This window comes from Streptococcus sanguinis, assembly GCF_008329445.1.
Classification (GTDB): Bacteria; Bacillota; Bacilli; order Lactobacillales; family Streptococcaceae; genus Streptococcus; species Streptococcus sanguinis_O.
In genome coordinates, this window is record NZ_VIBR01000003.1 from 299345 (window position 1) to 323199 (window position 23855).

Annotated in this window: 19 protein-coding genes and 1 pseudogene; all 20 read left to right on the forward strand. The window is 42.5% G+C overall.

Annotated features, from left to right (window positions below; all coding sequences use genetic code 11):
* Nucleotides 1–68 precede the first annotated feature (68 nt).
* The 20 genes and pseudogenes from FKX92_RS08440 (at nt 69) to FKX92_RS08535 (ending at nt 23704) form a co-directional block, all read left to right on the forward strand.
* The gene (locus FKX92_RS08440; protein ID WP_032908079.1) at nt 69–800 is read left to right on the forward strand and encodes an ABC transporter ATP-binding protein; all 732 of its coding nucleotides are present in this window, start codon (nt 69–71) and stop codon (nt 798–800) included.
* Nucleotides 797–1843 carry an ABC transporter permease gene (locus tag FKX92_RS08445; protein WP_002926602.1) on the forward strand — a complete coding sequence of 349 codons (1047 nt, stop codon included), beginning with the start codon at nt 797–799 and terminating at the stop codon, nt 1841–1843. Before FKX92_RS08440 ends, FKX92_RS08445 begins: the two co-directional genes overlap by 4 nt.
* Nucleotides 1844–1893: 50 nt before the next feature.
* A complete protein-coding gene (ccrZ, locus tag FKX92_RS08450) occupies nt 1894–2688 on the forward strand; it encodes a cell cycle regulator CcrZ (RefSeq protein WP_002893562.1) in 795 nt (264 codons plus the stop codon).
* Nucleotides 2685–3323: a tRNA (guanosine(46)-N7)-methyltransferase TrmB gene (gene trmB / locus FKX92_RS08455; protein ID WP_002926600.1), complete on the forward strand. Its 639-nt coding sequence runs from the start codon at nt 2685–2687 to the stop codon at nt 3321–3323. Before ccrZ ends, trmB begins: the two co-directional genes overlap by 4 nt.
* Before the next feature lie 199 nt (nt 3324–3522).
* Nucleotides 3523–4011, forward strand: coding sequence for a ribosome maturation factor RimP (rimP, locus tag FKX92_RS08460; RefSeq protein WP_032911855.1), 489 nt, complete (start codon nt 3523–3525; stop codon nt 4009–4011).
* Nucleotides 4012–4070: 59 nt separating this feature from the next.
* Nucleotides 4071–5327, forward strand: a complete 1257-nt coding sequence (gene nusA / locus FKX92_RS08465) for a transcription termination factor NusA (protein ID WP_262405264.1) — start codon at nt 4071–4073, stop codon at nt 5325–5327.
* Between the two features lie 10 nt (nt 5328–5337).
* Nucleotides 5338–5634, forward strand: a complete 297-nt coding sequence (gene rnpM, locus FKX92_RS08470; protein WP_002923338.1) for an RNase P modulator RnpM — start codon at nt 5338–5340, stop codon at nt 5632–5634.
* Nucleotides 5627–5923 carry a YlxQ-related RNA-binding protein gene (locus FKX92_RS08475; RefSeq protein WP_149566071.1) on the forward strand — a complete coding sequence of 99 codons (297 nt, stop codon included), beginning with the start codon at nt 5627–5629 and terminating at the stop codon, nt 5921–5923. Before rnpM ends, FKX92_RS08475 begins: the two co-directional genes overlap by 8 nt.
* 19 nt (nt 5924–5942) lie before the next feature.
* Nucleotides 5943–8738 (forward strand): translation initiation factor IF-2, encoded by a 2796-nt coding sequence (infB, locus tag FKX92_RS08480; protein WP_149566072.1) that lies wholly within the window; start codon nt 5943–5945, stop codon nt 8736–8738.
* A gap of 178 nt (nt 8739–8916) precedes the next feature.
* Nucleotides 8917–9267 (forward strand): 30S ribosome-binding factor RbfA, encoded by a 351-nt coding sequence (gene rbfA, locus FKX92_RS08485; RefSeq protein ID WP_002893555.1) that lies wholly within the window; start codon nt 8917–8919, stop codon nt 9265–9267.
* A 240-nt stretch (nt 9268–9507) separates the two neighbouring features.
* The gene (gene nagA, locus FKX92_RS08490) at nt 9508–10659 is read left to right on the forward strand and encodes an N-acetylglucosamine-6-phosphate deacetylase (protein ID WP_149566073.1); all 1152 of its coding nucleotides are present in this window, start codon (nt 9508–9510) and stop codon (nt 10657–10659) included.
* Between the two features lie 158 nt (nt 10660–10817).
* A complete protein-coding gene (locus FKX92_RS08495; RefSeq protein ID WP_002903311.1) occupies nt 10818–11012 on the forward strand; it encodes a hypothetical protein in 195 nt (64 codons plus the stop codon).
* Nucleotides 11013–11088: 76 nt separating this feature from the next.
* Complete coding sequence (locus FKX92_RS08500) at nt 11089–11934, forward strand: aldo/keto reductase (RefSeq protein ID WP_149566074.1); 846 nt, start codon at nt 11089–11091, stop codon at nt 11932–11934.
* Entirely contained in the window at nt 11935–12387 is a 453-nt protein-coding gene (locus tag FKX92_RS08505; RefSeq protein ID WP_149566075.1) for an N-acetyltransferase, read from the forward strand. It abuts the gene before it with no gap.
* A 650-nt stretch (nt 12388–13037) separates the two neighbouring features.
* Nucleotides 13038–13780 (forward strand): annotated as a pseudogene (locus tag FKX92_RS08510) (DUF6261 family protein).
* A gap of 117 nt (nt 13781–13897) precedes the next feature.
* Nucleotides 13898–15397: a hypothetical protein gene (locus FKX92_RS08515; RefSeq protein ID WP_149566076.1), complete on the forward strand. Its 1500-nt coding sequence runs from the start codon at nt 13898–13900 to the stop codon at nt 15395–15397.
* Nucleotides 15398–15575: 178 nt separating this feature from the next.
* Complete coding sequence (locus FKX92_RS08520; protein WP_149566077.1) at nt 15576–17228, forward strand: RNA-directed DNA polymerase; 1653 nt, start codon at nt 15576–15578, stop codon at nt 17226–17228.
* Nucleotides 17229–17378: 150 nt separating this feature from the next.
* Nucleotides 17379–18575 carry an HAD family hydrolase gene (locus tag FKX92_RS08525; protein ID WP_149566078.1) on the forward strand — a complete coding sequence of 399 codons (1197 nt, stop codon included), beginning with the start codon at nt 17379–17381 and terminating at the stop codon, nt 18573–18575.
* 192 nt (nt 18576–18767) lie between these two features.
* On the forward strand, nt 18768–18926 hold the full coding sequence (locus FKX92_RS08530; protein WP_187759413.1) for a hypothetical protein: 159 nt from the start codon (nt 18768–18770) through the stop codon (nt 18924–18926).
* 257 nt (nt 18927–19183) lie between these two features.
* Nucleotides 19184–23704, forward strand: a complete 4521-nt coding sequence (locus tag FKX92_RS08535; protein ID WP_149566079.1) for a S8 family serine peptidase — start codon at nt 19184–19186, stop codon at nt 23702–23704.
* Nucleotides 23705–23855 lie beyond the last annotated feature (151 nt).

Consider the following 23855-nt stretch of genomic DNA (forward strand, 5'->3'; position numbering starts at 1 on the left):
AAATGGTACCTCTATTCGCTAGATTTTGTTATAATATAAGAACCATTATACCAGAATTCGGAGAAAATATGTTAGAAATCAAAGAGCTTACGGGCGGCTATGTTAATATCCCGGTTTTAAAGGATGTCAGCTTTGAAGTGGGCAATGGCCAGCTGGTTGGTCTGATTGGTCTCAACGGTGCGGGCAAGTCCACGACTATCAATGAGATTATCGGTCTTTTGACCCCTTATAAGGGGCAGATTCAGATTGATGGACTGGAGCTGCGGACTAATCCCAGTGATTACCGCAAGAAAATCGGTTTTATTCCGGAAACGCCCAGTCTCTACGAAGAATTAACCCTGCGCGAGCACATTGAAACGGTAGCTATGGCATACGACATTGAGCAGGAAACAGCTTTTAAACGCGTGGATAAGCTACTGGAAATGTTCCGACTCAAGGAAAAACTGGATTGGTTCCCTGTTCACTTTTCAAAGGGGATGAAGCAAAAAGTGATGATTATCTGTGCTTTTGTAGTTGATCCCAGCCTTTTTATTGTAGATGAGCCTTTTCTGGGTCTGGATCCGGTAGCGATTGCAGACCTTATCCAGCTCTTGGATGATGAGAAGAAGAAGGGCAAGTCCATTCTGATGAGCACCCATGTTCTGGACTCTGCTGAGAAGATGTGCGATAGTTTTGTAATCTTGCACAAGGGTCAAGTACGTGCCAAGGGCAGCTTGACTGAGTTGCGGGCTCAATTTCAAATGCCGGATGCTAGTCTGAATGACATCTATCTAGCCCTGACAGAAGAGGCAGTGCTATGAAAGAATTATTTGCCAAACGAAAGCAGGATTTTCGTCAGCAGTGCCTGAAGTACCTGCGTTATGTTTTTAATGATCATTTCGTGCTCTTTCTTCTGATTTTTATGGGATTTTTAGGTGTTCAGTACAGTCAGCTTTTGCGGCATTTTCCGACCAATCACCTCCCCATTATTGCTAGTCTGGTTATTCTATCGCTCTTTATCCTGCCTTTTGGACGGATTGCGACCTATCTGGAAAAGCCGGATGCTCTTTTTCTCTTGGTCAGAGAAGCAGAAGTCAGGGTTTTTATCAAGGCTCAGATTCTACGTTCCTATCTCTTGTACGCAGTCTTACAGACTGGGCTATTGCTACTGTTAGCCCCGCTTTTTCTGGCTCTGGGATTGCCTGTTTGGGGCTTCGTGCTCTACTGTCTCCTTATGCTAGTCTTGAAATGGTTTTTGTTTCAGGCTAAGGCCAAGAAGTTCTTTACTGAAAATGGCATAGATTGGCAAGCGCTGGTGGCTTATGAAGCAGCCCGAAAGCAGACGATTCTGCGCTTCTTTGCTCTCTTTACCAATGTTAAAGGCATTTCAAACAGTGTCAAGCGCCGGGCCTATCTGGATGGTTTGACGAGACTTGTGGGCAAGCAGCATAACAAGACCTGGCAGAATCTCTTTTTGCGTTCTTACTTGCGAAATGGAGACTTCTTTGCTCTGACCTTAAGACTGCTCTTTTTGGCTCTTTTGGCCTTGGTTTTTGTCAGTCAAGCTTGGATTGCTGCAGCTTTTGCGGTCTTGTTCAATTACCTCTTGCTCTTCCAGCTGACAGCCTTGTACGAAGCTTTTGATTATCAGTTTTTGACCCAGCTTTTTCCGATAGAAAGAGGGGAAAAGCTGAAGGGAGCAAGACAAATTATCACATCTATTGGCAGCAGCGTTCTCTTGGCTGAAGTGATGACTGCTTTGCTATTTCTTCAAGACAAGACAGCAGTGCTGGCCATGCTGGGAGCGACTGCCCTACTCTATCTGTTCTATCTGCCGTTTAAGTTACGGAGATTGGTTGACTAAAAGAGGTAAAATTAGTAAAATGATAAAGAAACTTTTTACGGAGGGGAAATATGGACTTGGTTGATAACGAGCTGACCCTGACACCGATAGCTGGTAAGAGCGGAAAGGCCTATATGGGGACTTATCCGGACGGGGGGCGCGTTTTCGTCAAGATGAATACAACCCCTATCTTAGCAGGCTTAGCTCGAGAACAAATCGCACCGCAGCTTTTGTGGAGCCGCCGGATGCCGGACGGCAACGTTATGAGCGGACAGGAATGGCTTTCAGGCACTATTCTGACCCCAAATGATATGTCCAAAAAGCAAGTAATCAATATTTTGACACGGCTGCATCGCTCGCGCCCATTGATGACGCAGCTGACCAAGCTGGGCTATACTTTGGAAACGCCAACTGATTTGCTGAATGCATGGCTCAATCAAGTGCCACTTGCTTTGAGGAATAATCAATATCTGCAATCTGTTATCCGCGACCTACGCCAGACTGTGCCTGCCTTTCGTGAGGACTACGCGACCATCGTTCACGGAGATGTGCGCCACAGTAACTGGGTAGAGACCGACAGCGGGCTTATTTACTTAGTGGATTGGGATTCTGTACGTCTGACAGACAGGATGATGGATGTGGCTCATATTTTGAGCCATTATGTGCCCGATTCAGGCTGGCAAGAGTGGCTGAGCGCTTATGGATATAAGTATAATCAGACTGTTTTCAATAAGCTATACTGGTTTGGTCAGTATTCTTATCTGATGCAGATTGCCAAATACTATGAAAATAATGATTTAGAAAATGTGAACCGGGAGATTTACGCATTACGAAACTTCCGTTCCAAATACGGAAGAGGACAATGAGAGTAAGGAATCGTAAGGGAGCGACGGAACTGCTAGAGGCGCATCCCCAGTATGTGATTTTAAATCCGGCAGACGCCAAGGGCAGTTGGCAGGAGATTTTTGGCAATGACCATCCCATTCATGTAGAGGTTGGCAGCGGTAAAGGAGCTTTTGTATCCGGTATGGCCAAGGCCAATCCTGAGATCAACTACATCGGGATTGATATTCAGAAATCGGTTCTCAGCTATGCCTTGGACAAGGTGCTAGCAACGGATGTGCCCAATATCAAGCTTCTATGGGTGGACGGTTCGGATCTGACTGATTATTTTGAAGAGGGCGAGATTGACCGCCTCTATCTGAACTTCTCGGATCCTTGGCCCAAGAAACGTCATGAAAAGCGCCGTCTGACCTATCAGTCCTTTCTGGCGACCTATCAGCAGATTTTGCCAGAAAATGGAGAAATCCACTTCAAAACGGACAACCGTGGCCTTTTTGAATATAGCCTAGTAAGCTTTTCTCAGTATGGTATGAAGTTAAAGGGTGTGTGGTTGGATTTGCATGCCAGCGACTTCGAGGACAATGTCCTGACTGAGTATGAGCAGAAATTTGCTAACAAAGGACAAGTTATCTACCGGGTGGAAGCAGCGTTTGAATAAGAAAAAGTCTTTGAGGAAATACTCCTTGAAGACTTTATTATTAGGAAAGAATTTTGCTTAAAAATAAGATCGTTTTAAGTGGAATTCCGTCTTAACAAGCTTGCATGGCACATTTCCCTTGCATTCTGGGACTTGTCGTGCTATAATACTAATAATGAATAAGGAAAGAGAGGCGAGGAAGTATCTTCGCCTCTTATCTGTGAGGAGGTGTCGTCATATCGCAACGATTGTTGAATTGGTGAGGGAGGTTATTGAACCAGCTATTCTGGCTCCCTATGAGTTAGTCGATATTGAGTACGGAAAGATGGGCGGAGACTACGTTCTCAGTGTCTTTGTGGATAAGCCTGAGGGCATTACGGTCAATGATACAGCGGATTTGACGGATATTATCAGTCCGCTCTTGGATCAAATCAAGCCAGATCCTTTCCCGGAACAGTATTTTCTGGAAGTGACCAGTCCTGGCTTGGAGCGCCCGCTCAAGACCAAGGAACAGCTGGCCGATGCAGTCGGAAGTTATATCCATGTCAGTCTCTATAAGGCTGTTGATAAGCAGAAAGTCTTTGAAGGCACCTTGCTGAGCTTTGAAGAGGAAGTTCTGCACATGGAATATCTGGACAAGACTCGCAGAAAAGAAGTCGAAATTCCCTACAGTCTGGTTTCCAAAGCCAGATTAGCCGTTAAGTTTTAGCCGCAGAAGCAATATAGAAAAGAAAGGAACACTTTTGTTTCGGCAAAAGTTATATGAAAATGAGTAAAGAAATGCTAGAGGCCTTCCGCATTCTGGAAGAAGACAAAGGAATCAAGAAAGAAGATATCATTGACGCAGTGACCGAGTCCCTCCGCTCAGCCTATCGTCGTCGCTATGGTCAGGCAGACAGCGCAGCCATTGAGTTTGACGAAAAGTCAGGAGATTTCCGTGTCTATACTGTTCGCGAAGTCGTGGACGAGGTCTTTGACAGCCGTTTGGAAATCAGTCTCAAAGATGCCTTGGCTATCAGTTCAGCTTATGAATTGGGAGATAAAATCAAGTTTGAAGAAGCGCCAGCTGAATTTGGCCGGGTCGCTGCTCAGTCTGCCAAGCAAACCATCATGGAAAAGATGCGTAAGCAGACCCGAGCAATCACCTACAATACCTATAAAGAGCATGAAAATGAAATCATGTCAGGAACGGTGGAGCGCTTTGACAATCGCTTTATCTATATCAATCTTGGCAGCATTGAAGCGCAGTTATCGAAACAAGACCAGATTCCTGGTGAGGTTTTTGCCTCTCATGACCGTATCGAAGTTTTTGTATACAAGGTAGAAGACAATCCTCGCGGTGTCAATGTCTTTGTCAGCCGCAGCCATCCAGAAATGATCAAGCGCTTGATGGAGCAGGAAATCCCTGAAGTCTATGACGGAACTGTAGAAATCATGAGCGTGTCACGGGAAGCGGGCGATCGGACCAAGGTAGCCGTTCGCAGTCACAACCCTAATGTGGATGCCATCGGTACAATCGTCGGACGCGGTGGAGCCAATATCAAGAAAATTACTAGCAAGTTCCATCCTGCCAAATACGATCCGAAGAGTGGCCGTATGGTACCGACTGAAGAAAATATCGACGTCATTGAGTGGGTAGCAGACCCAGCTGAATTTATCTACAACGCTATTGCTCCTGCAGAGGTCGACCAGGTTATCTTTAATCAAGAAGATAACAAGCGGGCCTTGGTTGTCGTACCGGACAACAAGCTTTCTCTGGCTATCGGCCGTCGCGGACAGAACGTACGCTTGGCAGCTCATTTGACAGGCTTTAGAATCGATATCAAGTCTGCCACAGAGTTTGAAGAAATGGAAGCAGCCAATGAACTGGGCGGATTTGCTCAGGAGGCTGAAGAAATTCTTGCGGATGCAGATGTCCTAGAGACAGAAGTTTCAGCAGCAGAAGCAACAGAATTTGACGCAGCTGCAGAGGAAACTGTACTAGAAACAGCTGGTTTAGAAAGCGAAGCTGAAGAACTAGACTAAGGGGGCTGGAATGGCAAAAACAAGAAAAATCCCTTTAAGAAAATCAGTGGTGTCCAATGAAGTGATTGACAAGCGTGATTTGTTGCGGATTGTCAAGAACAAGGAAGGTCAAGTCTTTATCGATCCGACAGGCAAGGCCAACGGCCGTGGAGCCTATATCAAGCTGGATAATCAGGAAGCCCTTCAAGCTAAGAAGAAGCGGGTCTTTAACCGCAGCTTTAATATGGAAGTGGATGAGGCTTTCTATGATGAATTAATCGCTTATGTCGATCATAAGGTCAAAAGAAGAGAGTTAGGTCTTGAATAAAGAGAAACTTGCAAATTTGCTGGGACTGGCTCAGCGGGCCGGCCGCATCATTTCTGGTGAAGAGCTGACCGTCAAGGCTATTCAGGAGGGAAAAGCAGATCTGGTCTTTTTGGCCCAGGATGCAGCTCCTAATCTCAGCAAGAAAATCACTGATAAAAGTCGTTACTACCAAGTAGAAGTATCAACCGTGTTTTCAACACTGGAATTAAGCTCTGCCATTGGCAAGGCCAGAAAAGTGCTCGCCGTGACAGATGCTGGTTTTACAAAGAAAATGAGGTCTCTTATGTAATAGAAGAGGAGGACAAGATTTGTCTAAAGTAAGATTGTATGAAATCGCCAAAGAACTGGGAAAAGAAAGCAAGGAGGTAGTGGCTCGTGCGAAGGAGCTGGGTCTGGATGTCAAGAGTCATTCATCCAGCGTAGAAGCTGACGCTGGTGAACGAATCAAATCCAGCTTTACGAAAAAAGCAGCCACACCTCAAGCTACTGCAGAAAAGCCTACAGCAGCTCAGCCATCACCGCAAAAAACTCCTGCCAAAGAGGCGGCACCAGTCAAGGCAGAACAGACAGAAGCAAAAGCAGCTGCTAAGCCAGAAGCGAAAGCAGAAACGGCAGCGCCTGTCAAGCGCCCGCAAAGCCGGAACTTTAAGGCAGAGCGTGAAGCGAGAGCCAAAGAAGAGGCAGAACGTCGTAAGCAGCAAGGCAACCGCAAACCGCAAAACAAAGAGCAAGGCAAGCGCGAGGATCGCGATAATCGAAATAAGAATCGCGGAAACCGCAACGACCGAGATAGGGGCAATCGTCCAAATGACCGTCGCGATAATCGTGGTCAAGACGGCCGCCGCAATGGTCAGAATCATCAAGGATTTAATGGTCAAAACCGCCAACAGCCTCAAGGACCCAAGATTGACTTTAAGGCCCGGGCAGCAGCTTTGAAAGCAGAGCAGAATGCTGAATACGCTCGCTCCAGCGAGGAACGCTTTAAGCAAGCTCAGGAAGCAAAAGAAGTTATGGAACGGCAAAATCGCCGTAAGGAGCAGCCTAAGGCAGAAGCAAGTGTACCAGTTCAGCCTGCACCAGCTCCATCTGCGCCAGCAGCGAATCCAAGCCCAGCGCCAGCCGCTGTGGATACGCGTCGTAAGAAGCAAGCTCGACCAGATAAGAAGCGCGATGATTTTGATCGCGAAGAAGAAGGTCCAAGAAAACAACAAAAGAATCGAAGCAGTCAAAATCAAGTGAGAAATCAAAGAAATAGTAATTGGAATAAAAACAAGAAAAATAAAAAAGGAAAGGGCAACAATAATCAGGCACCAAAACCTGTTACAGAACGTAAGTTCCATGAGTTGCCAACTGAATTTGAATATACAGACGGAATGACCGTTGCAGAAATTGCAAAACGGATCAAGCGCGAGCCAGCTGAAATTGTTAAGAAGCTCTTTATGATGGGCGTGATGGCAACGCAAAACCAATCTCTTGACGGTGATACTATTGAGCTCCTCATGGTGGACTACGGTATCGAAGCTAAGAAGAAGGTGGAAGTTGACACAGCTGACATTGAGCGCTTCTTCGTAGAAGAAGGTTTTATCAACCAAGATGCTTTGGTAGAGCGTCCGCCAGTTGTCACCATCATGGGACACGTTGACCATGGTAAAACAACCCTCTTGGATACCCTGCGTAACTCTCGCGTAGCTACAGGTGAAGCAGGTGGTATTACTCAACACATCGGTGCTTACCAGATTGAGGAAAGCGGCAAGAAGATTACTTTCTTGGATACGCCTGGACACGCGGCCTTTACTTCTATGCGGGCCCGCGGTGCCTCTGTTACGGATATCACTATCCTGGTCGTAGCGGCTGATGACGGTGTTATGCCGCAAACGATTGAAGCTATCAACCACTCCAAGGCGGCCGATGTCCCAATCATCGTAGCCATCAACAAGATTGATAAGCCAGGAGCGAATCCTGAGCGCGTGATTGGTGAATTGGCTGAGCATGGTGTCATGTCAACAGCTTGGGGCGGAGATTCTGAATTTGTAGAAATCTCAGCGAAATTCAATCAAAATATCGATAGCTTGCTGGAAACAGTCCTCTTGGTGGCTGAAATCCAAGAACTCAAGGCAGATCCGACTGTTCGAGCGATTGGTACAGTTATTGAAGCCCGTTTGGATAAAGGAAAAGGTGCTGTCGCAACCCTTCTGGTTCAGCAGGGAACTCTGAATGTGCAGGATCCAATCGTTGTTGGTAATACCTTCGGTCGGGTTCGTGCTATGACCAATGACCTGGGCCGTCGCGTTAAAGTGGCCGGACCATCTACACCGGTTTCTATCACTGGTCTCAATGAAACTCCGATGGCTGGTGACCACTTTGCGGTCTATGAAGATGAAAAAGCTGCGCGTGCAGCCGGTGAAGAACGTGCCAAACGTGCCCTTCTCAAACAGCGTCAAGCTACTCACCGCGTTAGTCTGGAAAATCTCTTTGATACCCTCAAAGCTGGTGAAGTTAAGTCTGTTAATGTTATCATCAAGGCTGATGTGCAAGGTTCTGTAGAAGCCCTGTCTGCTTCTCTGCAGAAGATTGAAGTGGAAGGCGTTAAGATTACAATCGTCCACTCAGCAGTTGGTGCTATCAATGAATCTGACGTGACACTGGCAGAAGCTTCAAATGCTTTCATCATCGGATTTAACGTTCGTCCAACATCTCAAGCTCGCCAACAGGCAGAAGCTGACGATGTCGAAATCCGTCTCCACAGCATTATCTACAAGGTTATCGAAGAAATGGAAGATGCCATGAAGGGAATGCTGGATCCAGAATACGAAGAAAAAATCATAGGGGAAGCTCTTATCCGCGAGACCTTCAAGGTTTCCAAGGTTGGTACTATCGGTGGATTTATGGTTATCAACGGTAAAGTTACCCGTGATTCTAAGGTCCGCGTTATCCGTGACGGCGTCGTGATTTACGATGGGGAGCTTGCCAGCCTCAAGCACTTCAAAGATGATGTTAAGGAAATTACTAACGGCCGTGAAGGTGGACTCATGATTGATGGCTATAATGACATCCAAGTAGATGACACGATCGAAGCCTACATCATGGAAGAAATTAAGAAATAAGATAAGAAATAGGTTAAAAACTCGCAGTGAAATCATTTTTGGTGGAAGTCTATATTTTTAGTTCCACATCCTTTTTCACAAAAAGTTTAAAACGAATCTTACTCAACTAAAACAAAACATATAAGCTAGGCTAGGCCTAGCTTATATTGCAGAAAAGAAAAATTAGAAAGGAAATCTCATGGCAAATAATTTTCGTACAGACCGTGTGGGTATGGAAATCAAGCGCGAAGTCAATGAAATCTTGCAGAAGAAAGTTCGTGACCCGAGGGTGCAGGGAGTGACCATTACCGATGTCCAAATGCTGGGCGACCTATCCATGGCCAAGGTCTACTACACGATTATGAGCAATCTGGCCTCTGATAATCAAAAAGCTCAGACCGGTCTGGAAAAAGCGACTGGTACCATTAAGCGTGAGCTGGGTCACAATCTGAAAATGTACAAGATTCCAGATTTGACCTTTGTCAAGGACGAATCCATTGAGTATGGCAATAAAATCGACCAGATGCTGCGTGATTTAGAGAAAAAATAAAGCAGAAACTCAGCTGTCATGGCTGGGTTTTCTTTTTTTTAAATTTAATATAACAATTTTTCGCAAAAATAGGTATATACCATTTACAAATAAAAAAGAAAGAGTTATAATATAGTCAAGAAAACTCAGAGATTCAAAAGCGGGAGTTAGAAAGCAGCTATAGAAAGATGCTAGCTCTATCACAGACTTCCACTTTGAATGGCCGAGAATACAGCATTCAAGAACAAGGGAGGCAGTCTTATGCCTACATATATCAAAGCAGATCAATTTTTCTATCCTCAGGGAATCCGTCAGGGCGGTTATTTAGAGCTGACTGACGGCAAGTTTGGCAAGCTGGTGCAGTCTGTTCCGCAGGATGCAGAAGTTATAGATTACAGCGGCTACTCAATTGCGCCGGGTCTGGTGGATACTCACATTCACGGCTTCGGCGGTGTTGATGTTATGGATAATAACATCGAAGGAACTATTCATACCATGAGTGAGGGTCTCTTGACTACCGGTGTGACCAGCTTTTTACCAACAACCCTGACTTCATCCTATGAGCGGCTCTTAGCAGTAACTGAAAATATCGGTGCACGCTATCAAGAAGCCAGTGGGGCCAAGATTCGCGGTCTCTATTTTGAAGGACCTTACTTCACCGAGAAGTATAAAGGCGCTCAAAATCCGGCCTATATGAAAGATCCTAGCATGGATGAGTTTCGTGCTTGGCAAAAGGCCGCAAATGGCTTGCTCAATAAGATTGCTCTCGCGCCAGAACGTGATGGCGTAGAGGAATTTGTCCGCACGCTGACTGATGAAGGCGTGACCGTTGCTTTGGGGCATTCTAACGCGACCTTTGATGAAGCCAAAACTGCGGTCGAAGCAGGTGCTAGTGTCTGGGTGCATGCTTACAATGGTATGCGGGGCTTGACCCACCGGGAGCTGGGCATGGTTGGTGCCATGTATGAGCTGCCCCACACCTATGCAGAATTGATTTGTGACGGCCACCATGTGGACCCTAAGGCCTGTGATATCTTGCTCAAGCAGAAGGGACATGAAAATATTGCCCTCATAACAGACTGTATGACCGCAGGAGGTCTTGAAGATGGTGACTACATGCTGGGAGAATTTCCAGTGGTTGTGACGGATGGAACAGCTCGGCTCAAGTCAACGGGCAATCTAGCTGGCTCTATCCTCAAGCTCAAGGACGGATTGAAAAATGTGGTCAAATGGGGCATTGCCAATCCTCATCAGGCAGTCATGATGGCTAGCCTGATTCCAGCAAAATCAGTCCATATTGATGATGTCTGCGGACAGATCAAGGAAGGCTACGATGCTGACTTTATCGTTTTAGATAAAGATTTAGAGCTGGTAGCTACTTATCTTGATGGTCAAGAACGATTCCATGTATGAGAACCGCAGGTATTTTAAATTAGTCTCCTTATATTTTTCAGAAAGAGCAGGGCAACCTGTTCTTTTTGCTTGTCAAGCTACTTGATAGCCTTCTTCTAGATTTGAATTGCTTTCTTAGGCGTGTTATAATGAGACTATAATGTAAACAGGAGTAGACTATGAAACGAATTGATGCGAAATTTTTGATAATGGGACTTGTTTTGCTGCTGGCGGGACTGATTTTTGGACGAATCTTGATCCTTGTTGCAGGAGTTGCTTTCATTATCTATAGCTTTTTCAGTAAAGGCATGGAGCCGACCAAGGAAAATATCTTCAAGCCTAAGCCAATACTGAAGAAAAAGGAAAAGAAGTGAGCAGTTCTGCTCTTGTGAACACTGTAGCAGCTGCCTTGCTGAAGGCAGTAGATGGAACTTGTAAAGGAGACATGAGATGAGAGAATATCTTTTGAACAATGGTGTTGGCATTCCGGTGCTGGGCTTCGGTACTTGGAAGGCTCAGGATGGCGAAGAAGCCTATCAGGCAACATTAGCCGCTCTTAAGGCAGGCTATCGGCACATTGATACGGCAGCTATCTATAAGAACGAGGAGAGCGTCGGACGGGCAATCAAGGACAGCGGCATTCCGCGGGAGGAGCTCTTCATCACGACTAAGCTTTGGAATGACATTCATACTTACGAGGAAGCTCAAGAGGCCTTTGCTGCCTCGATGGAGCGGTTGGGACTGGACTATCTGGATCTCTACCTCATCCACTGGCCGAATCCCAAACCCCTGAGGGAAAACGATGCTTGGAAAAAGCGCAATGCCGAAGTCTGGCGGGCTATGGAAGAGCTTTATAATCTCGGCAAGATTCGAGCGATTGGCGTCAGCAATTTCCTGCCTCATCACTTAGAAGCCTTGCTTGAAACAGCACGTATGACTCCTGCTGTCAATCAAATCCGCCTGGCTCCAGGTGTCTATCAGACAGAGGCGGTGAACTTCTGCCGTGAGCATGAGATTTTACTGGAAGCTTGGGGACCATTTGGCCAAGGTGAACTCTTCCAAAATCCAGCCGTGCAGACTGTGGCAGACAAGTATGGTAAGACTATTGCTCAAGTCGCGCTAGCTTGGAGCTTGCAGGAAGGCTTCCTGCCCCTGCCTAAGTCGGTCACTCCGAGCCGGATCGCCAGCAATCTAGACTGCTTTGACATCGAGCTAGATGATGCAGACTTGGAAGTGCTCAAAAATGTCAGCGGTTTGACCGGTGGCGCTCCAAATCCGGATGGGATGGATTTTTAGATGCAAATCCGATTCTATCGAAGTTCAGATAGAGAAGCCTTGCAGTCTTACCATTTAACCGACTTGAGATTTACCAATCATCCTAGTCAGGCTGTTGCTGACTTAGAAAATCGCTATGCTATCTTGGGTCTTGAAGAACATCAAATCGTAACCTTTCTGATCTTGGATGCTGGAGAAAAGAAGTTTACTTATGGCGGTCAGTCAGATAGCCTGTTACTTCGCAGCTTTTCAACGGATGAAGACTTTCAGATGCGAGGGTACGGTAGTCAGACGCTGAAGCTCTTGCCTGATTTCATAAGAGAATATTTGCCTATGTATAAAAGTATCATACTAGGCGTCAATGAGAGGAATCAAGTCGCTTCCTATCTCTACCGAGAGACTGGTTTTAGCAAACAGCCCCAGCGGATATTAGGACCAGCCGGCTGGCAGGAAGTGTATGAATTAAAAATCTAAAGCTATCCCCGGTTTGAAAAGAGCTGGGGATTTTTATATCTACTATCGGAAGAAACTATAAAACAAGGTGCTTCTGTGCTATAATGAGAGGTGTAAAGTACGACCAATATCCAACGAAACACTAAGATGGGGGAGTTAGATGAAGAAGATCCAAGAATTGGAAATTACACCCTACTGATTGAAGAAGGTATCGAGTCCTTGAGAGTAGGGAGATAAAACTGAAAGATAATTATCAAAACTTCGAAGAGTAAACTCTGGCTAAATATCTAATCAATCAAAAGGCCGAATACGAGTATTTACTAAAATATTTAGATAAACTAGCTTTCGAATAGTCCTGTTTGTGAAGAAATACGTGCTTTCTATCTGTCAGATGATACGATTTGCTATAATTTACAGGTTTTCTGAAGTTTGAATACCAGCGTTTGTTAAAATTTTAAAGAATTCTAAGCGTGAAATGCCTTGATAATTCATTTTTTAAGAGAAACAATCCCCATCCGAAGTTAAAGAAATCATCAAATGGGATATTTTATGTCTTTGATTTTGAAAAGGTGCTATTTCAGGGATAAAAAATGACATTTCAGGGCAGCCATGCGAAAGATTTATTGCCACATGCTATACTTAGTTTATCAAATTATTGGAGAGGTTTTATTATGACTACTAACTACACCATTCGTCCCTTGACCTATAGCAACTTTACTCACCGTGAGTTTGAAAGTTTGATGACAGATTCTCGTCAAATCATCACAGACTTTGTCAAGTCAAACAAGAACGAAGAGATGTATGGCGCGCACTTGGAGCCCTTTGCGAGCAAGCTAGAAGAGTTCCAGAAACAGCTAGCCAGCGTGGAAAAGAAACAGACCACAAGTCTAGCAGAGGTAGACAAGGAGCGGGATAGCGCTCTGGTCGGACTCTTTACCCTGCATAGGGGATTTGCCAAGATAAAGGAAGCAAAGTTTAAGGAAGCGCATGAGACACTGGCTACAGTCCTGACTAAGTACAAGGATATCACCAAGCATAATAACGATGTCGCCACTGCTGAGATTAAGAGTCTCCTCAAAACCCTCAAGGAAGAGCCTTACAATGCGGCAGTGACTACGCTGGGACTCTCACCTGTGATTAGCGCAGTGACGATTGCTCAGGAAGACTATGATAAGGCCGAAGCCCTAGCGCGTGCAGCCAAGTCCAGCAAAGAAGTCGGTAAGACCAAGCAGCTGCGTACGGAAATCTCCCGCACTTATGACCTCTTTATGCGCGATACTGCGAAGCCTATCCAGAGAAGACTCACTTTGCCAAACTCCTCAAGGATCTCAATACTATCCGAGACAGCAAGCGCCGCCTGGCCAGTCCAAATAAAAAAACCAAACCGGAACAAGCACCGAAAGTAGCAGGATAAAGAATAAAAGTTAATGAGATATAAGATTTCATTAGCTTTTTTATTTTAGGCGTAATTATTCTATCTATAAGAAAGTGATATAATAAATAGAAAAAATTAAGAAATAGGAGAAGGAAAATGAATTGGTTATCATTGCCTGGTATAGTTGTGTCATCAATTACTCTCATTAAGATAATGTTTATTGATAATCGTTTTGTTGAAGGAGATTCAAATAAAGAGAAGATTTCCAAATTTTTATCATCATTGTTCTGGAGCGGATCTTTGTTCGCTTTCCTTTCTATCGTCTTTGTGTTAATTAAAATTATCAGATTTTCTCCTGCGGATGAATTCCGGCTTTGGATATTTTTATCAGTATTTTTAATTTCGGGTTTGATTACAAGTTTCTATTTTTCAAAAATGATAAACAAAATGGGAGAAGTTACGGTTATTGATGGAAAATACAATATAAAGAAATGCGAAAGGTATCAGTTTTGTTATGAAGTGACAGAATCTTATATTACTGATAATAAAAGCGAAAATAAGAAAATTAGGTTATTTTCATTTATTTTAAGACTTTTTGTCTTATTAAGCTGTTCAATGGTATTACTATCAATTCAGCTTATATATAGACAGATGACTTCATCGTATGATATTGATTATCCTTTTGTAGCAAATGAAAAAATTTATCTTTCTTCTAATAAGGAACTCACAGATCAGTTAGTAGATGAATCTGGAAATCCAGTTACATTACCTGCAGGAACCATCTTCTCTATACATAAGGGTGAGAAATTTGATATTGAAAATAAGAAAAAAGATAAGTTAATTACAAATGAGTTCTTTACCTCCTATTATGATAGTAAATGGGGAATAGAACCAAATCAGAAGATTGTATTAAAAGAGGGCAGTCAGTTATTTTTTGAGCGAGTATATGATAGGAATCTTTATAGAAATGACAGTAAATACCATTACACGATTAAAACGATACCTAGCAAATCTTCGTTAGTTTTGCCTAGTAAAATGAGCTTTAGCATTCATCATCCGGCTGAGTTATCTGAAAAAAATTACTATGAATTTGTAATTGGAAAAAATGCGGAAGCTCAGTTGGAGGATGTATACTTAGCTTTCTTTGCTATCGTATTATTCATTTTATGGGGAATAGTTTGGACCATAACAAGAATTTATACCATTCGAGGTATGCTTTATACAATTTGTATTGATATAGGAATTATTATTTTTATTAACTTATTATTAATATTTATAGACTATTATGTGTCCTTGATGGTAGCATTTATACTATTTATAGTCTCAATTTCAATAATTCAGAAGAGATTTGGGAAATTTTATGATAGTTACATTTTTATAAAAAAAGATGGTAAACAAAAATCTATCAGTTTTACACCTTTGATGAATAAAAGTGAATTTGATTTATATTTTGAAGATCAAACAAGAAACATTGATTTTGATATAAAGAAAATTCAGGGCGACAAAGAAGTTTTAAAACTCTACAATAAAGCCGGCGAAGAAAAAGATTCTATTCAAATCTTTTGGTATAAAAATAGGTGGCAAATCTTTTCTGAATTTGTGAAAGAGTTAAAGCAAAAAACAGTCGTTTTATTCAGAAGATTTCATAACTCATAAAATTACGAGATAAGAGTGTGAGAAGTTGAACATTTATAGACTTAGCAATGCTGGATAGTTATCCTTTCGTTGTAGAGAAGCTTTAAAGATGGTGAAATAATTGGTATAATAGATTCATTGAGATATTGACTATGTTCATGTGTGTTTATTGTATCCAGTTAAAAAGAGTAGAGAAGTTATGCCAAGTAAGACTATTTTAGAAATGAGCGGAGAAGAGGCCAAAAAATATTTTTTAAAAGCAAATTCTTATTTTAGTACTCAGTTACCCGAATATTTTGAGTTATCTAATATGATAAGAGAAGCGCAAAAAATGCTTGGCAATTCAAAATTAGAAGATATTTCATATAGTTTAAAAACTATACAAGAAGAAAGAAGTAAAAATCCTAACTTTGATGGAGAATTATTAAAAGATTGCGTAGATGCCAATATTAAAATAATGTCTAATAAAGATGCGAAGTACTCTTGGAGGCCGCTGACATTAATTCACCCGATAATTTATGTGGATTTAGTGAATCAAATTACTTTGGAAAAAAATTGGGATGGTATAGTAAAAAGGTTTAAAGAATTTCAAAAAGATGATCGAGTGATTTGTACATCAATTCCTATAGAATCAACTGTTCAAAAAAGTGATCAGACGGTACAAATTTTATCGTGGTGGAAGAATTTAGAACAGGCACAAATAAAAATGTCTTTAGATTTTGAGTATTGTATACAATCAGATATAACTGATTGCTACCCTTCAATTTATACACATACAATTTCATGGGCTCTACATGGTAAAGAATGGGCAAAGGTACATAGACATTCTAAAGATGGAATAGGAAATATGATTGATACTAAAATCCAATCTCTTCAAGGCGGCCAAACCAATGGGATTCCTCAAGGGAGTGTTCTAATGGATTTTATTGCTGAAATGGTTTTAGGGTATGCTGATTTGCAACTCTTAGAATTAGTAGAGAAGGCTAAAATTGAAAAAGAATTTAAAATATTGAGATATCGAGATGACTATCGGATCTTTTCTAATCACTTAGATGTTGCTGAAAAAATAATGAAATTACTTTCAGAAGTTTTATTGGATTTAAATTTAAAAATAAATTCAAAAAAGACCTTTTTATGCACAGACATTATAATTGATGGAATTAAGCCTGACAAACTATATTGGACAGTTCAAAGTTCCAATTTAATAGAGCGGGAAACAATAGTTACTAAAGAAATAATAAGAGAACTAGATAATATAATCGCAGAAAAGACTTATACTGAAAGGAAATTTTATTATAAATTAACTCTTCAGAAGCATTTGCTCCAAATAAAAATATTAGGTGATAAGTTTCCAAACTGTGGCCAATTGTTGGTTGCTTTAAAAGATTTCTATAAGAATAGGGTAATGAAACTGAATGTTGATGAAAATCAACTAGATGACATCCCGCAGTTAATTAGTATTGTTACCTCTATAATGATTAAAAACCCTAGAACTATTCAAATTTGTGTAGCAATTCTGCATAAGCTACTTTCGTTCTTAGATGATATTGACGAGATAGAAAAAATAATTGACTTAATCATTTCTAAATGTAGTTCCTTACCTAATGCAGATTTTGTAGAGATTTGGCTACAAAATATTTCTGTAATAAATAATAGGGATAAGAAGTTCAGAAGCCCTATTTGTCAAAAAGTCGTTAATCCGGAGAAATTAATTTGGAATTCTCAATGGCTAAGTTTAGAGAAAAGACTGGATGAGAGTATGCTGATTAATGAAACTAAGATGTCTGAACTCTCAATGAATTATAATTTTAACATAGATGATTTTGATGACTATATTTTTTGTAGAGAGTAGATAAATGAAAATAGTACTTCTAAATTTAGATTTAGTAAATTTGTTAAAGAGTGAAAATCAAAAAAATCAATGATATAAGTTAGTTACATAAAATCCAAACTTTTTCAAAAAATGTAATTAATCAATTTTAGAATTAGAAAGGGTATGAACATGTCAGATCAAGTTTTTAAACGCGAAATGAAAACAGAAAGACCAGTTATTGCACTTTGCTATGATTTTGATAAAACTCTCTCTCCAGATGATATGCAAGCCCAAGGATATATTCAAGCGGTACAACCAGAAGGGACCGATATGATTGGAGACTTCTGGACAGAGTCAAATGGTCGCGCTACAGCAAATAATATGGATAGAAATCTTGCTTATATGTATACCATGAAGAAAAAAGCACGTGGGCAAATCGTCTTTACAAAAGAAAAGTTAGCTGACTATGGATCTAAAGTAGCACTCTTCCCAGGTGTGGAGAAATGGTTTGATCGCATAAGAGAATATGGAGCAGAAAAAGGGATTATTATCGAACATTATATTATATCTTCAGGATTAAAAGAGATGATAGAAGGAACATCAATTGCGAAAGAGTTTAAAGAACTATACGCAACATCGTTCTATTTTGATGAGGATGGGGTAGCTGTTTGGCCTGCTCAAGTAGTTAATTATACTAATAAGACGCAGTTTCTTTTTCGCATTTCAAAGGGTGTTCTTGATGTTAACGATGAGGCTGTTAATGATTCCTTTGCACCTGATGAAATCAGAGTTCCTTTTCGGAATATGGTTTATCTAGGGGGCAGTGATACAGATATTCCTTGTATGAAATTGGTGAATTCTCAAGGTGGATATTCTGTTGGTGTGTTTAATCCAAATGAAAAAGATGAAGTGAAGGCTAAGAAGAAAGTCTATAAAATGATGAGGGATAATCGTATTTCTTATTTTGCTCCTGCAGATTATTCAGAAGGCAGTGAACTTGACGAACTAGTAAAAATGATTATTGATAAAACTGTATATAACGAAAAACTATATGAAAAAAAGTATAATAACCTAAAAGAAGCTATTGAGCAAGAAAAACCCAAAGAAGAGCAGGAAAAGTTAGACTTAATCAACTCACTAGAAAGTAGCGGTAGCTTCAAAAATACTCATGCTATTGTTGAGAAATTATCAAAATATACTATTTGGAAGTCTGAAGAAATAGAAGATCTTTTGGAAATTGCACTAGAAAATACTCAGGTGTGGCATATTTTGAATGATCTAGATATTAAAAAATTTTACAATCAACTAATCAAACAAGTATCAAATACTACTGATGAGTCAATAGTAGAGAAAATAGAAGCAATTCAACAAAAAATAGAATATTAAATTGTGTAAGGAGAACTATATTATTTACTTTATAAAAAAAACTCTTGCAAGATCCGCAAGGCATTTCTAGAAGCAGGGGCTATTGATAACCGCTCTGCTGTTTCACAAACCCAATAACTAAAAAGAGAACAGTGACACAAAAAACAATTCAAATATCCCAGGGGTTTTATCAGTATCTCTGGAATTCGGCGGATGTACCCACTAACAAAGATTGTCGCCAATATCAATCGTACTAATAAGGAGATTGAAAGTAAAACAGCTGAACTTGCTGACATGCTGGGTCTGCCCATAGGCACAACGCCTGAAGCTCAGGAAGAACTAGAGAAGTTTTTGGCTGAGTTTGAGAAATAATATCTAATAAACATCCTATAACAAACCAATCAAACTGGTGTATTTCGCGCTTGTTCTGATTGGTTTTTGTTTTTTCCGGATTTTAAGATGTATTTGTTCTGTATTTCAAATAAATAGAGACTTGAAACTTTATCATATAGCTATTCTTGACTATAACGTTCGTCATTATTACATTTTTGTTACATTTGTTAGGAGTGTATGAATTGTCAGAAAATTTTTATTATAATATGGTTTATAAATAAAGTAAGGAGACTTCTATGCAAAGACAACGTTTTTCACTCCGTAAATACAAGTTCGGTTTAGCTTCAGTTCTGCTGGGGACTGCTCTGGTTTTTGGTGCTGGACAGGCTCGGGCAGATGAGCAGGCAACAGCTAGTTCGTCAGGGCAAGGTCAGCCGATTGCCGCTGTGGTATCAGCGACTGAGTCTGCTTCTCAATCATCTACACCTGAGAGTCAGCCGGCAACTCCAGCTACTGTGGAGAAAGCAGCACCAGCTTCTTCTGAATCGGCTGCTTCAAGTACAGAGCAGGCAAGCCAGCCTTCTACGGCAGAGGCTAAGGAAGCAGCTGCAGCTCCTGTAGAGAAAGGAGCGACTTCTTCATCCGAAGAGGCTTCTTCAAGTGCTGAGAAGGTAACTCAGCCATCTACCACAGAGACCAAGCCAACAGCTCCAGCTAGTCCGACAGCAGAGTCTCCGTCAGCCGCAAACTCAGAAAAGCCTGCTGCTAATCCTGATGCAGTAGCAGAGTCACCAACTTCTCGCGATGCTAAGCCAAGCAGCATCAGTACCAATGAGATTATTAAGGTTCCTCAAACCTGGTCTCAAGGCTACAAAGGTCAAGGCCGTGTGGTAGCCATTATCGACTCAGGTCTGGATGTCCATCACGAGGTTCTGAAGATTTCTGATCCGTCAAAGGCCAAGTATCAGACAGAGGCGGCTTTGGAAGAGGCTAAGAAAAAGGCCGGTATTGACTACGGGAAATGGTACAACAACAAGGTTGTCTATGCCTATAACTATATCGACGGTGATGACAATGTCAAGGAAAAGAACAGTTACTCACATGGTATGCACGTGACAGGGATTACAGCGGGAAATCCCAACAAGAAAGCTCCTAATGATGAGTATGTCTATGGTGTTGCGCCAGAAGCACAAGTTATGTTTATGCGGGTATTCTCAGACCGTCAACGCACAACTAGCGACGCTATCTATATCAAGGCTATTGATGATGCGGTGGCTTTGGGAGCTGATACCATCAATATGAGTCTAGGCTCAGCAACAGGTTCGACGGTTGATGTCAGCCCTAGTCTGCAGGCTGCTATTGAGCGCGCTCGAGCTAAGGGAGTGAGTGTGATCATTGCGGCGGGTAATGATAACACCTTCGGAAGTGAATACTCTAAACCGCTGGTTGAAAATCCAGACTATGGTCTAGTTGGCAATCCTTCAACAGCAGAAAGCTCTATCTCAGTCGCCTCTGTCAATAACACTGTTCTGACAGAGGAAGTCATGGAAGTTCGTGGTCTGGAAAAGAACGATAAGCTTTTGAACGGTCATTTCAGCTACTCCATGGGTGAAACAAATGCAACCTTTGAAAAGGGCAAGGAATATGAGTATGTCCATGTTGGTCTTGGTCGTGAAGAGGACTTTGCTGGTAAGGATCTGACAGGGAAGCTGGCCCTTATCCAGCGTGGTTCCTTTACCTTTGCTGAAAAGGTCAGAAATGCCATTAGCCATGGTGCTGTTGGTGCTCTAATCTACAATAATGTCGACGGAGCTAACCTTACTATGAGCCTGGACAGTGAATCTAAAAAGGTTCCGTCAGCCTTTATCAGTAAGGAATATGGAGAGGCTTTGGCAGCTGGTAATTACAAGGTGGTCTTTAATGGCCTTAAGGTCAATCGGCCGCATCCAGGAGCAGGTAGTCTGTCTGACTTCTCTAGCTGGGGTGTAACGACAGATGGCTTGCTCAAGCCAGATGTGACAGCGCCAGGTGGCGATATCTACTCATCGCTTAATGACAATACCTATGGCTCTATGAAGGGCACCAGTATGGCTACGCCTCATGTGGCTGGTGTAGCGGCTCTGGTCAAGGAATATCTCCTTCAGCACTATCCAGACTTAACACCTGCCCAGAATGCTGATTTGGTCAAAGCCCTCATCATGTCAACAGCCAAGCTGCACATCAACAAGGAAACTGGTGTCTATACCTCTCCGCGTCAGCAGGGAGCTGGTATCGTAGATACGGCAGCGGCTATTTCTACCGGCCTCTATGTGACAGGGGATAACCAATATCCTAGCGTTTCCTTGGGCAATGTTCAAGACAGCTTCACTTTTGATGTTACGGTTCATAATATCACTGATAAGGACCGGACGCTGAAGATGATTGTCAATACCAACACGGATGCGGTCAAGGATGGCTACTTTACCCTGACACCTCGCAAACTAACTGAAACGGTCTGGCCAGAAGTTACTGTCAAGGCTCACAGCAGCCAGAAAGTAACGGTCAAGGTAAATACTGCTAAGTTTGCGGAAGAGCTGCTTAAGCAGATGCCAAATGGCTATTTCTTAGAAGGTTTTGTCCGGTTTGTGGATCCAGCGGATGACGGCGATGTGGTTAGTCTGCCATTCATGGGCTTCCGCGGGCAATTCCAAGATCTGCCAGCTGTAGAAAGACCAATCTATGATCTGGTCCAAGAAGGCAAGTCAGGCTTCTATTACCCAGTGCCAGAGGACAAGAGTATTCTGTCTGATGACAATGTCTCTTCCCTTGTGACAGAGTCAAATGATACACTCTACTCTACCGGTCGAACAGCTGCTCGCAGCTCAATTGTACTGGGAACTGCAGAAAATGCGGATGGTAAGCATGTGTTGCAGCTAGGAGCGGATGGCAAGATTCGCCTGGCCTTTTCACCTAATGGAGATGGTAATCAAGACAGCATCCAGTATCGGACAGTTCTCTATCGCAATATCAATAATCTGACAGCTAGTGTCTATACGGCAGATGATAGGGACTATCGCTTCCCAATCTGGCAGAGCAGCACGATTAGAGAAGGCCGTAAGAACTATTATAGTGGTCAGTCAGACAATCCTAAGTCCTACCTACTAGAAGATACATACTGGGATGGTCGTGATAGCAAGGGTGAGAAGTTGGAAGATGGCCTCTATACCTATGTGGTTCGCTATACTCCAGATGTACCAGGTGCTAAAGAGCAGCAGATTAGCTTTAAGCTGCAGATCGATACGCAGAAACCTTTGATTAGTTCAGGTTATATAAGTACCAAGGATGGTGCGGAAACCTTTACGGCTCGAAAGCCAAAAGATGTCGGCAACGGTGGTATTTTGAGAGAACAGGTCTTCTATCTTCAAGCAGATGAAAAAGGGAAAGAGACCTATAAAGCCGTGGATGATTTTGGCATTGAGCGTGATTACGAGCGTCGAGTTTACATCTCAGCCAATGCGGATGGCAGCTACACCTTGCCAAAAGGAGTGGACAAGTCTAAGATTTTCTATGTGGTAGAGGACTATGCGGGGAACCGTGATTCCATAGCTTTGTCAGAGCTAGTCAGTGCTGAAAATGATGGTCGCATCCGTGTCGCTCTGGTAGATGCTAATACACGTCAGGATGTATCGTCAACTTTTGTCTATCGAATCAAGGATAGCAAGGGCAAGTATGTCGAACTGGACAAGGGCAAGCAAATCAACGCTCTGCCATTTGGCCGCTATACAGCAGAGATCTTTACTTATGATAAGGATGGGCTTCGTTTCTACAGCGATCTGACTCAGGAGTTTGAGCTGACAGCCCAAGATAGCTTTAAGACGATTGAGTTTCTAGTCAAGAAGCTGGTCTTTGCACCGGTCAGCGTTGCCTTTGATCAAGCTGTTCCGAAGAATACCCAAGTGGTTCTCAAGAATAATAATGGCGATGCCTATACGCTTCCAGCAGAACTGTTTGGCAAGCATGCTTTCGGAAGATCCGTAGCAGCTGGATTCTACTCAGTCTTTGTTAACCTGCCGACTGGCTATGAGCTCTGGGAAAATGAGCCGACTGTCGAGGTCAAAGAAGGCAAGAATAACCTGCTGAAGCTAGGAGTTATCGTCAAGTCAGGCTTGCTGGCAGCTGTCAATCAGCAGTCTAGTCTGGTCGGAACTGCTCAATATTACAATGCTTCTGCAGCGAAGCGCACGGCCTACGACCAAGCATATCAGGCAGCCAAGGAAGCCTTGACAAGCAAACTGACCCAAGCGCAAGTCGATGCCGTAAGAGCAAAACTAGAAACAGCATCTGCTGATCTAGACGGCAAGGACTCTGATATTGCTGCGGTTAAGGCGGCTGTGGAAGCTTATGCAGCTACTACTAAGACAGGAGCTTATGCCAATGCTAAGGATAGGACTCGTCGCGCTTATGACAAGGCCTTCCAAGCAGTGGCTCTGCTCTTGGTACAGGACAAGGTGACCCAGGAGCAAATTGATACAGCCCTGGCTCAGCTGACTACAGCAGAGAAGAAGCTGGACGGTAAGGCGACTAACTTTACCAATCTCAAGAAGCTAGTCGATGATGAAGTGCATTACCAAGCCATCAGCAATAAGTTTATCTATGCGACTGACGCGGTTAAGGCGGCTTATCTAGAAGCTTATGCACAGGCTAAGGAAGTTTTGGATAATCCAGGTGCCAGCCAGGAAGATGTCAAAGAAGCCATTGCCAATCTCAGAGCAGCCAAGAGAAAGCTTGATGGCAGAAAGCCAAGAGTAGTTAAACCGAAAAAACCTAAACAAGTCTAATTGGTTTTCAAGTCAGTTAAAATCCCTTAAGTTGAAACTTGAGGGATTTTTCGATAAGTATTTTACATTGGCCCTATTTTCTGATATAATCTTTTTTAGAAAGAATTCTCATTGTCTACTTTTTAGCGAGTTCGGGATAGTGTGAGCCGGA

Coding starts and splice junctions, on each gene's coding strand:
- nagA (WP_149566073.1), top strand. CDS start 9,508: ATGCCTACATATATCAAAGCAGATCAATTTTTCTATCCTCAGGGAATC.
- FKX92_RS08515 (WP_149566076.1), top strand. CDS start 13,898: ATGAATTGGTTATCATTGCCTGGTATAGTTGTGTCATCAATTACTCTC.
- FKX92_RS08440 (WP_032908079.1), top strand. CDS start 69: ATGTTAGAAATCAAAGAGCTTACGGGCGGCTATGTTAATATCCCGGTT.
- rbfA (WP_002893555.1), top strand. CDS start 8,917: ATGGCAAATAATTTTCGTACAGACCGTGTGGGTATGGAAATCAAGCGC.
- nusA (WP_262405264.1), top strand. CDS start 4,071: ATGAGTAAAGAAATGCTAGAGGCCTTCCGCATTCTGGAAGAAGACAAA.
- FKX92_RS08500 (WP_149566074.1), top strand. CDS start 11,089: ATGAGAGAATATCTTTTGAACAATGGTGTTGGCATTCCGGTGCTGGGC.
- trmB (WP_002926600.1), top strand. CDS start 2,685: ATGAGAGTAAGGAATCGTAAGGGAGCGACGGAACTGCTAGAGGCGCAT.
- FKX92_RS08520 (WP_149566077.1), top strand. CDS start 15,576: ATGCCAAGTAAGACTATTTTAGAAATGAGCGGAGAAGAGGCCAAAAAA.
- FKX92_RS08525 (WP_149566078.1), top strand. CDS start 17,379: ATGTCAGATCAAGTTTTTAAACGCGAAATGAAAACAGAAAGACCAGTT.
- FKX92_RS08530 (WP_187759413.1), top strand. CDS start 18,768: ATGTACCCACTAACAAAGATTGTCGCCAATATCAATCGTACTAATAAG.
- ccrZ (WP_002893562.1), top strand. CDS start 1,894: ATGGACTTGGTTGATAACGAGCTGACCCTGACACCGATAGCTGGTAAG.
- FKX92_RS08535 (WP_149566079.1), top strand. CDS start 19,184: ATGCAAAGACAACGTTTTTCACTCCGTAAATACAAGTTCGGTTTAGCT.
- rnpM (WP_002923338.1), top strand. CDS start 5,338: ATGGCAAAAACAAGAAAAATCCCTTTAAGAAAATCAGTGGTGTCCAAT.
- FKX92_RS08505 (WP_149566075.1), top strand. CDS start 11,935: ATGCAAATCCGATTCTATCGAAGTTCAGATAGAGAAGCCTTGCAGTCT.
- FKX92_RS08445 (WP_002926602.1), top strand. CDS start 797: ATGAAAGAATTATTTGCCAAACGAAAGCAGGATTTTCGTCAGCAGTGC.
- FKX92_RS08495 (WP_002903311.1), top strand. CDS start 10,818: ATGAAACGAATTGATGCGAAATTTTTGATAATGGGACTTGTTTTGCTG.